Source organism: Cyclobacterium sp. L-R (genome assembly GCF_056859355.1).
This window is the reverse complement of the sequence record NZ_JBSXOH010000077.1, coordinates 1-10,472: the sequence shown is the minus strand read 5'-3', so window position 1 is coordinate 10,472 and position 10,472 is coordinate 1. Positions and strand designations below refer to the sequence as shown.

General features: G+C 38.3%; 7 protein-coding genes. 3 read left to right on the top strand and 4 right to left on the bottom strand.

The genetic code is table 11. The annotated features are described in order from the left end of the window. The first annotated feature begins 97 nt into the window (after positions 1-97). The 3 genes from AC13EX_RS14240 to AC13EX_RS14230 all read left to right on the top strand — a co-directional run bounded on the left by AC13EX_RS14240 (position 98) and on the right by AC13EX_RS14230 (position 3,088). Positions 98-658, top strand: coding sequence for a hypothetical protein (locus tag AC13EX_RS14240; RefSeq protein ID WP_482893189.1), 561 nt, complete (start codon positions 98-100; stop codon positions 656-658). Positions 659-1,419: 761 nt separating this feature from the next. After that, entirely contained in the window at positions 1,420-1,890 is a 471-nt protein-coding gene (locus AC13EX_RS14235) for a hypothetical protein (RefSeq protein ID WP_482893187.1), read from the top strand. A gap of 142 nt (positions 1,891-2,032) precedes the next feature. Further along, on the top strand, positions 2,033-3,088 hold the full coding sequence (locus AC13EX_RS14230) for a ligand-binding sensor domain-containing protein (RefSeq protein ID WP_482893186.1): 1,056 nt from the start codon (positions 2,033-2,035) through the stop codon (positions 3,086-3,088). A 523-nt stretch (positions 3,089-3,611) separates the two neighbouring features. On the opposite strand, the gene AC13EX_RS14225 is transcribed toward AC13EX_RS14230, so the two are convergent. The 4 genes from AC13EX_RS14225 to AC13EX_RS14210 all read right to left on the bottom strand — a co-directional run bounded on the left by AC13EX_RS14225 (position 3,612) and on the right by AC13EX_RS14210 (position 10,065). Beyond that, entirely contained in the window at positions 3,612-4,055 is a 444-nt protein-coding gene (locus AC13EX_RS14225; RefSeq protein ID WP_339717147.1) for a hypothetical protein, read from the bottom strand. A gap of 37 nt (positions 4,056-4,092) precedes the next feature. Beyond that, positions 4,093-5,700 (bottom strand): RagB/SusD family nutrient uptake outer membrane protein, encoded by a 1,608-nt coding sequence (locus AC13EX_RS14220; RefSeq protein WP_339717149.1) that lies wholly within the window; start codon positions 5,698-5,700, stop codon positions 4,093-4,095. 19 nt (positions 5,701-5,719) lie between these two features. Beyond that, on the bottom strand, positions 5,720-9,121 hold the full coding sequence (locus AC13EX_RS14215; protein ID WP_482893185.1) for a SusC/RagA family TonB-linked outer membrane protein: 3,402 nt from the start codon (positions 9,119-9,121) through the stop codon (positions 5,720-5,722). Between the two features lie 272 nt (positions 9,122-9,393). Continuing rightward, positions 9,394-10,065 carry a FecR domain-containing protein gene (locus tag AC13EX_RS14210; protein ID WP_482893184.1) on the bottom strand — a complete coding sequence of 224 codons (672 nt, stop codon included), beginning with the start codon at positions 10,063-10,065 and terminating at the stop codon, positions 9,394-9,396. Between the last annotated feature and the right edge of the window lie 407 nt (positions 10,066-10,472).

Genomic DNA, 10,472 nt, shown 5'->3' with positions numbered 1-10,472 from the left:
AAAAAGATCTCTATCAACTACTACCTTCCAATTGGGAGAAACATAAAATCAAGTAGCTCCTCAAAGCATAAAATCCAACAACTCAAAATTAATCTATATGGGTTCGTCGGATGCTTACAGACAAATAACATTGACTGCATTTACGACTTTGTATTTACTGACAATTTTATCGACTGATATATCCTTGGTTGGATATTGGACAGACATAGTTTTCTCGATACTCATTGTCTCCATAACATTGAAAGTGGTATTTAAGAGGAAGACAGAAAAAACTTGGTTGACATGGTCGCTTAGGGCATTGGCAATTCTAACCTCAATGGTCGTTTATGGTTTGCTTGGTCTGAATTTGATAAATCCATTTGCTTGGAATACATTCAAAATGAGAAGTTTCTATTACCAAAGTGTGGACGGCCGACTATTTAACGCTTATTTCAAACCAGTAGGTGCTTATGCGGGTGGAGAAGGAAGTTTTTGGATAACTGAGAGTCCGAGATTTTTACCATTCATTGAAATAGAAAAGTATTATGACGGCACTATACTATGGGACTTTAGAGATACGGAATGGGAAGGCGAACCAATTGAACAACATCAAGTCGTAAAGAATTATGTACAGGAAGAAGTGATTGAAAAAGAAAATATAGAAAATTACTCTCAATAACTAAGCATTCTGAAGGCTGGCCCTTCGATTCCGCACAGGGACCACAGGCTCAGGGGCCAGACCATCTTATCGGGAATTGTTTTTCCTTTCAGTGATTAAGGCCACTTTTCTGATGGTTTAAGCAGGGTTTTTGGGCGGTCTTAACCATCTGTCCCATCAAGCCATTTTATCCATACAGCTTGGTTTCTAATTCTTTATACAAACCAAACAGATCTAACTGGGAAGTTTTATTATTGCCATTCCCAATTAAAAGATGTTCTTTCCCTTAGATTCTTTGACCGAAATACTTAATTTGATAAATAATAAGCCTAGTGGTTGGTAGCATAGTGGATATATACGCAATTCCTTAGTTAATCATGTATGTGTATAATTGTTAGCTTACATTAATGAACATCACTGAAACATTGAAATTATATCGGACATAAATTTCCATATTAATACAAGAGATTTCTTAAGTATAAACACTTCTATGAATTAATGATTTCAGAATGCGAATTTTGCATGCATTCTGTAAATACGTGGAGCGCATCTTTGAATAAAATAATATTTGAAGGTTATCCTAGAGAGTTTCTGATTGATAAAGGGAAATTACCATTCTCAAGTTGGAGTGATTGGGGTTTTTATGTTTTGATACTTCTGTATCAAAGCCAGACAAAGAATTATACTATCGTTCTTTGGGACCACGAAAAATGTGAGAAGTTTGGGCCAAAGTATGAAAGCTTTGAACAAATGATTTATCAACTTAATAAAGATAATACTCAATGATTTTCAAAAAGAAACAATTTGATAAGCAACTTGCCCCAGTTGTTAAGGAAATTAAGCTCAAAAAAGATTATAAGTTCATGTATGAGAACTTTGTTTTTTCAACTCAAAATGATTTATATCTACTACTTGAAGAAAAGGATGGGCAAATTGAAGCTTTAAAGTTTCCATTTGCCATTTTTAAATATGGATATCCAAATGACGAAATTGGTCATCCCTTAATGAAATATGGGTTAGGTTTTTATGGATTGTTTGAAACTCAAAATTCACCATGGATTCAAGAAATCCTTGATTTAAAAAGGCAGCATCCAAGTCATAAAGATGAGTATTATACAAACCGTAGGCACTTTATTGCCAGATTTAAGGATGTTACTCTTGAAGTGATTGCAAACAGTTTTGAAGAATGTATGTTTTCCAAGACTGATTTGATGGATTTATTTTCAAGCGAGATAAATAATTTGAAAGAATAACGCAAGCAAAAAATGCATAAAATTAATAGCCGAAATAGCAGTAAATTAAATGGCTTTAGCTTTTGTATCTTGACAGGAATGAAGCCCCGAATCGGCTACATATTCTTATGCCAATTGAGGACATCATAAACTAAAAACCTACATGGGTAAATTAATCTATTTAGTATTGATATTAACGCTAACCTTTTCCTGCGTAGAAAAGAAATCGTCTCAAAAAGGTATTAGCCAACCGAAATTTGTAAGCACTTCAAAATCCGATACGCTAAAATTTAAATCCGGAATTCGGGCCATTTTTCAAGATAGCAAAGGGAATTATTGGATTGGTAGTCACAAGGAAGGAGCAGGGGTTTTTGATGGAAAATCATTTAAATACTTTACAATTAATGAAGGGTTACCTGACAATCAAGTCCGTTCAATACAAGAAGATAAAAATGGTATCATCTGGTTTGGCACAGCCAATGGCGTTAGTAGTTACGATGGTAACAAAATCACCAATCATACTCCAATAACAGGTGGTAACTTGCAAAAAGAAATAAAAAAAACTGACAATATCCTTTGGTTTAATGCTGGAAACAAACCTGGCATATATAGAACTGATGGTCAAATATTGAATTATTTGGCATTCCTTATACCAGAGAATGAAAACCTTAATAATTCCTACGGAGTAACAGGTATTTCAAAAGGCCAAGATGGACAACTATGGATAGCAACTTATGCAACATTATTCCATTTCGATGGCAAAGCAATAAACGTTTATGATAAAAGTAAATTGGCACTTAAAGAGGGGGAAGTGTTGCACATAAGAAGTGTTTTCGAAGATTCACAAGGACGAATTTGGATAGGAAATAATGGAATTGGAGTGCTACTAGTTGAGGGGAATTCAGTTATTAATTTTTCTGATGCAAACGGCCTCATTCACCCCAATAGTAGTAAGGATGGAAATACTTCTCCAGCTGGAACATTAGAACACGTATTTGCCATTATTGAAGATTCAGAAGGAATCATTTGGTTTGGAGATAGAGATACTGGAGCTTGGAAATTTGACTGTAAGACAGTGACAAACTATATTATAGATCCCAAACTTTCGACCCAGATGATTTGGGAGATATTTGAAGACAATGATAAAAACTTGCTTTTTGCAATGGAAAATGGAGGCATTTACAAGTTTATTGGAGAATCATTTGATACAATGTTTTGAAAAGAAATACGAAGGCGCATTAGGTGTATAAAAAATAGTCTTACCCTGAATTTATTGAGTGGGGCAGGGTTCGGCCTTCTTTTTATCAGGGAAAGGAAAGGAGCTTGCCTTTTCACAATGTTTTACTACTGCTTAATAATTTTTTGACAAAACCCCTTCAGGAAGAACTGAACAAGCTGTTCAGCGTTCTTTTAAATAGAGAAATCCCTGTAAATATATGGTCTCAAAAACGGCATTTTGACTTGCTCGAAAAAAGCTTGGTTGGTAGGCCTTTGTTTAGCTCGATAAAACCAGATTGGGTATAACTGCTGAAATGGTTTTAGGCTAATGACCGCCACCAAGGCCGAAACTGGAAGAGCCAGAACCAACACGGAAAAAAAAAGAGATCCTGCCATTTTTTGGCAGGATCTCATAGGTTAGTTAACTGGTAGGACCAGCTTCGCCATCAAAGTGGCTCTGACCATTGGTCCCTATTATTCAAAGGGAGCACTCAGTTAATTAAAACATTAATTGTTTTAATTAACTATGGTTGAAGGGTGATCGAAATGATCCCTGAATCAGTGTCTCCTGAAAATACAATGGTAACGGCATCCCCTACATTGTTCAAACCAGCTTCGGCCTTTGTGTAGGTTACAGTAGTCGTCAAATCGCTGGCAACCGTTACCTCTTTTAAAGACCCTTCTAAAGGCAATAACTGTAATGCTCCATCAGGATCCCATGAAGGCACCTGGTTTTTTAATACCTCTGCTTTCATCACATCTCCCGGTTTTGCATTTGGAAAATAGGCATTGATGGTGAAATTAGGATCTGCTGCCGTCACGCCATTTGATGTGACTTCAGATATACCCGTAAAGATCACATTACCATTTTCATCTAAAGGGATGTCAAAATAGGGTTGCTCGGTACAACCCATCATTAATACAAACGACACTATGAATGATATCGATAATATATTTTTAGTTTTCATATTTATTCAACTTTTTGATTAAATGAATTCATCGAGACTAATTTGTTTGTGTTGGCAAATACCCAAAATTCTGCTGAATTTTCCCATTGTTGTTCATTTCATCTCCCGGTATTGGAGATAACAAATGCTGAGGGGTAAAAGCAAAGTTGAATATTTGAGGTTGGTGTCCAACGAAGTTTGCAATGCTTGAGATTTCTTCATCGCCATAAACAATGCATCGTCTTGTACGACGCTGATCCCAAAGCATTTTGTTTTCAAATACCAATTCCCAAGCACGTTCGCTGAGTATTTCTTTCAGTGTGATCGATGCGCCATTTAGAGGAGCCAAACCGGCCCTTAGTCTTACTTCATTTATCCCTTTTTCTATTTCTGCGGGACTTTCACCCAATGCCCAATTTACTTCTGTGAGCATTAATAATATATCAGCATACCGGTAATGTGACCAATTCAGTCCAGACCCATTCACTGACTTTACAGCTGCTGCATCGTAGTATTTGAACAAGTGAGGCGGAAACCGAATTGTGTCGGATTCATCATCAATGTTCGTATCCCAAGTAAAAAACATCGCTCTTTCCATGGCACGTTTGTCATTGCTACCATAGGAATCATAATAATGCTGAGCTGGAACAAATGAACCGTTCTCATCAGATTTCGATATTTTAGTCAATAATGGTAAAGAAGGTTGCAATATGCCATTGTTATAACCTGGTTGGGTGGAATATTGTACTTGAAATATTGCCTCTCCATTGTTATTCATAGCCGGGTTATGCAAATCATCATAAGTCCCCAGAGCATAACTACCATAAAGCGCGTCAAGCTGGGTTTTCGCTTTTTGCAAAAATGCTTTAGCACTTCCACCGCTCACAGGGTACTCTTGCATGGCCCAAGATCCCTCACCACACCAATCTTTACTAGGATCAGTCTCTACTTCCTGGTATGGGTATCCGGAAACGGTAAGGTATACATCAGCTAAAATAGCTCTGACAACATCCTGTGTTACACGTCCGTTGCTTGATTTTCCCGCTGGAACCGCATTTAGAGCAAATTCAAGATCAGGGATAATTACGTCATCGTATATCTGTTTGAGACTGGTTCGAGGTAATGCTGCTTCATTTACATTGTCAAGTGGTGCGGTGATCATCACTGCGTCGCCCCAGTACCGAACGATATTGAAATAGTAGAATGCACGTAAGGCACGAACTTCTCCCTGATATTGAGCCAATAGGGCTTGCGGTAGGTCTACAGAAGGAAGCAAATCCAACGCAAGGTTAGCATCCTGAACTCCAGCATACCAATTTGACCATTGATTATTGAAATTATCCAATAGGTTTCCTGTAACCTGGTTTGTAGCATATTTATCGAACTGGGCATGTGGCTCGCTTGTAAATGCGCCACCCGTAGGGAATTCCAATGTGTTAGGCAAAATATTCCCCCAATCTCTGGCACCACCTGTCCAGGAAGATAGCATTCTGTATGCACCAATAGCCAATGGTTCTCCGAATTCTCTAGCCGTCAGATCCCCCTGAGCGGTAAGCTGATTAGTCGGTACTTCCTCCAAAAACTCCTCGCAACTACTTAGGGTAAAAAAGCATACCAATAAGAAAATTACGGGTTTTATCACGATATAATTATTATTGTATTTCATGTTATTAGCTCTTTTTAGATCAGAAATTAACATTAACTCCTAAAATGAAATTTGTAGGATTAGGATATTGATATTTATCAATATTCTGAATATTAGATCGCCCTTTATCCAGCGAACTACCTTCTGGATCATACCCTTCCATTTCTATAGCAGTTAACAGGAAGAAGTTCTCCATTGAGTAATAAACCCTCAAATTATCAATACCTGCCAATTTAGGAAATGTGTAGCCTATCGAAGCTGCTTGCCCTCTGATAAATGCTGCATTGTAAATTTCATGAGTATCGGTAAATGAATCGTAACGTGCACCGGCATTACCAGCTCTTACCTGAGCTACAATCGTTCCCTCCTGATGGTCTGGACGCCAGGCATCTAAAACCCTGTTAACCATACCTGACACAAATTGACGGTCTTCAGCAGACTCATGCACGATGGCTTTGTCCACCCCACCAACAAATTGTATCGTAATGTTCGCATCAAAATTCCCATAGGTGAATGAATTGATAAATCCACCGTAAATTCTAGGATAAGAATTACCAATAATATTACCATCAGAAATTAACTCGATTTTTCCGTCCTGGTTTACATCTTCAAACTTCAAGTCACCAGGCACCCTACCATAGCGCGCAGCCAAAGCAGCTTCCTGTGTGCTATATACACCCATACGGTTTAGCCCGAAGAAAGAACCTATTGGTTCGCCAACTCTATATACTGAAGTAGCGTTTCCTGCACCGGTATCAACGAAAACGTCGGCGTTTGTGGGACCAAGTTTCAAAATCTTATTTCGATTGGCAGACAAGGTCAGGCGCGAATTCCATGTGAAATTTTGCCTTTGAATATTGGTGGTTGCCAATCCGATTTCTACTCCCTTGTTTTCTACTTCTCCTAAATTTACAAAAGCACTACCGGGTGCACTTGAATTTGGTAATGGAAGATTAAACAACATGTCACTCGTTGTTTTATGGTAATAGTCAGCTACGATATTGAACCTGTCATTGAATAGGCTAAGGTCTATTCCTATGTCCCACTGAAAAGTTGTTTCCCATTTTAAGTCAGGATTACCTGTAGATCCCGGATAGAAACCGGATCTTAAGCCATCACCAAACATCACATTCGTCGTGTTGATATACCTTTGGGTTACAAAACTTCCGATTTCCTGATTACCTGTCTCACCGGCACTGGCTCGAACTTTAAGGTTAGAAATTACTCTGCTGTCTTTCATAAACTCTTCATTGGAAATTGTCCAGCCTAATCCAATAGATGGAAAGAATGTATATTTATTGTTGGGTCCAAACTTTGAAGATCCATCCATTCGCCCGGTTGCTGTCAACATGTATTTGCCATCATATGCATAATTTGCACGTGCAAAGTACGAATTGAGTGCACTTCTTTGATTTGAAGAATGGGCTACCGGTGTATTGGCACCTGCATTTAAGTTATTATAACTATAAAAATTTGATGGGAAATTAGAGGCTTGCGCTTCTAACCAATCCATTTGAGTTTCCTGCCAGGAAAGCCCGAGTACACCAGAAATTGAATGCTTGTCAATTATTTTATCGTAATTAAAATAGTTTTCATTTTGCCAATAAAACCATCTTTGATTACTTCCTCTGGCATCCGAACTCCTTGTTCCCTGGAAATCCCCGTTGAACCATCTACTGTCTTCACTTCTGCTGTCTATGGCGAAATTGGACTTAAAACTTAAATTATCTGTAATTTGAGCGTTAAGTACTACACCACCTGTCAACTGTTGGTTTAGATAATATCCGTCTCTCTGATCAGTTGTGTACACAATATTTCTCCAATTTTCTCCAACAGGAAAATCTCTACCAGTACTCCAGGTACCTGCATATATACCAAATTCAGGATCATCCGGATACTTGGTAGGCAATATTGGCCATGTCTCTGAAACAGTTCTGAGTTGGTCATCACCTCTTGTGTTTTTTGCCCTTGAATATAAAATGTTTGTGCTAACGCCAAGCCATTTATTCAATTCGATATCCGTTGTAAATCGGGCATTTGTACGCTTGTAGTAAGACTGCATCAAAAGGCCATCCTGATCAGTATGACCCAGGGCAAAGGAGTATTTTGCATTTTCAGAGCCACCACTCACATCAATATAATGGTCTTGTGAAAAGGAATTATCAAAAGCGATATCCTCCCAGTTTGAATAATATCTAGGTTTGTAATAATTGCCGTCATTCCCAACTAGATCCATAAAGTAACCTCCCTGAGGAACCTGTTCAAACAAATGAGGCATTTCAGACCATGAAGCGCCTGTACCTTTACCCCCTCTGAAATCCTTTGACTTATCCAGGGTGCCATACTTAGGCGTGTTGGTAAATGCCTGCTCATAGAGGTAGAAAAATTGGTCTGCAGTAACAGTATAGTTATTTCTCTGCATGGTTCCCAAGGTTGCCGAACCATTATAATTAACTTTCACTTCACCAACCTCTCCTCGCTTGGTGGTGATGATGATCACGCCATTTGCTCCTCGAGTACCATAGATAGCAGTGGCTGAGGCATCTTTCAGGATATCCATTGATAAAATATCCTGTGGGTTGATGTTTCTCAAGGCATTGCTAACTCCAATAATCCCATCGACTACAAATAGTGGATCACTGTTTGAATTAATAGAGTTTGTACCTCTGATTCGGATGATTGGATTGGAACCTGGATAGCCAGCGCCTTGCTTTACTACCTGAACGCCTGAGACCTTGTTTTGTAATGCTTGTCCAATATTTACAACCGGCCTGTCTACAAGCTCCTTTGTTGATACACTGGCAACGGAACCTGTGAGGTCACTTCTCCTTTGCGTACCATAACCTATCACTACTACTTCATCGAGGCCGCTGATATCTTCAGTCAGTGTAACGTTGATTACCGTTCTAGTCCCTACTGTCTCACGTACGGATTCGAATCCTATAAATGAAAAGTCCAATATAGCATTCCCATCGGCTACATCTATCTCATATCGACCATCTAAATCAGTGACAGTTCCGTTTTGAGTGCCGACAACGCGTACATTCACTCCGGGGATACCCTCAGGATCAGTTTCAGTAGTGACTTTTCCGCTTACTGTAATAAGCCTTAGGGCTGCAGTAGAGCTGGATTGCTGTACGTTTTGCGGTTGATTTTCCCTTGGGGTTATTACAATACTGTTTTCATTTCTTACATACTGTAAATCTGTATTAGCCAGTAGTAGATCCAGCGTAGTTTTGAGTGTTCTCTTTGACTTACTTAACGTTAGGTTTTGATGCTTTTTGATTTGTCCCGACTTATAAGAGAGCTTGTAAGGAGTGCTTTCATTTATCTTTTTGAAGGCACTCAAGAGTGATTCACCATTTAGTTCTATGCTAACAACAACATCTTCAAGATCCGGTAATTGATTGTTGGCTTTTGTAGTAGCGGTAGTAGTAATCATAAAAAGAAATACTAAAAAGCCGACTCCAAGCGTTTTAAAAGGAAATGTCAATGCTTGACAATTCGATGGATGAAATCCATGATTTTCTAATAGGACACGGTACGTCCTAGATAAGTAAAATTTCATAGTTTTAGATTGGGTTTATATAATGGAAAATGACTGAATCTATGCCTTTTATAAGGCAGCGCTGCTTCGAGTGCAACCGGGGCAGCTTTATTTTGTTTTTTGGATTTTACATAGGCATTTTTTTATAGATATTTAGTTCAAATAAATTAGGTATTGCTACTCTCTTCCCTTGAGGAAAAAGCATTGAATTTTGTCGATGCTTTAAGGACCTTATCTAAGCCTTCATTCAAATCAAGGTTTGCAGTAAACCTACACCTCTTATGGGTATCAATGTCGAAAAGGAACTCAACTTCAAAGGGCTTTTGAAGTGTAACAGCAGCCTCGCCAAACTGGATGTTTTCAAATTCTAAATTGCTTTCCTTCCAAGAAGCTATTGACCCCGCCACTACTTCATTAAAAGAAAAGTCCTCAGAGAATCTTATCGTCGAACCGGAGTTCAACCAGATTTTATTGCTATCCGGAAGAATCATGTATTCTCTTTCACCAATACCAGCTGAAAGAGATGTAAGGTCTTTTTGGTTGATCGGTTCAGTTTCTTTTGAAAGAAAAAATAAGGATGTCAAGCAGGCAAAAAAAATAAAGGCTGCCGCAGCCCAGTACCTCTTCCTAAATGTTTCAAAATATAAATAACTGATGCATAGTAGGTTGTGTTCTGGGTAAGCACTGGGGAGCTTCCACGACTCTTGCATTTTTTGGTTCATTGTATCCTTATAATAAGGAGCACTGAGCATTTCATTAAGCTCATTTTTCTCTAATGGCAAACAGGTGTTGACTAGATGCTTATTGAATAGATGCATAAATTGGGCATTGGTATTCAATACCTTGATAGTTTATTTTAAAATGGTTATTAATTAACAAATTTAAAGTAATATAACCAAATTTAAACAAAATTCTGTCCTAATTAAAAGTCAGGTTAAACCCGGATTATGTAATAGGATTTCTCCGCCCTGACAAGGTCAGGGGTGATAGCCTGTCCCGTGTTTACGGGAAGTGTTGCAATCGCAAGAAAATCAGGCTGTTTGGAGATTTTTGCATAGCACCGCTATGGTGAAATTGAAAACAGCAACGAAGTGGCTGATTTTAAAGCGATTTCAGCACGTAATAGAATGTCTATTGCATATATCGGGTTAAAGTTTTAGCTGAGTTGGGCCGGCTATTGAGCCATCCGTAATTTTTATGTATTTTGTTTATCATTATAAGCGTTTGTTGATGAGTAATATACCAA

Coding starts and splice junctions, on each gene's coding strand:
- AC13EX_RS14240 (WP_482893189.1), top strand. CDS start 98: ATGGGTTCGTCGGATGCTTACAGACAAATAACATTGACTGCATTTACG.
- AC13EX_RS14235 (WP_482893187.1), top strand. CDS start 1,420: ATGATTTTCAAAAAGAAACAATTTGATAAGCAACTTGCCCCAGTTGTT.
- AC13EX_RS14230 (WP_482893186.1), top strand. CDS start 2,033: ATGGGTAAATTAATCTATTTAGTATTGATATTAACGCTAACCTTTTCC.
- AC13EX_RS14225 (WP_339717147.1), bottom strand. CDS start 4,055: ATGAAAACTAAAAATATATTATCGATATCATTCATAGTGTCGTTTGTA.
- AC13EX_RS14220 (WP_339717149.1), bottom strand. CDS start 5,700: ATGAAATACAATAATAATTATATCGTGATAAAACCCGTAATTTTCTTA.
- AC13EX_RS14215 (WP_482893185.1), bottom strand. CDS start 9,121: ATGATTACTACTACCGCTACTACAAAAGCCAACAATCAATTACCGGAT.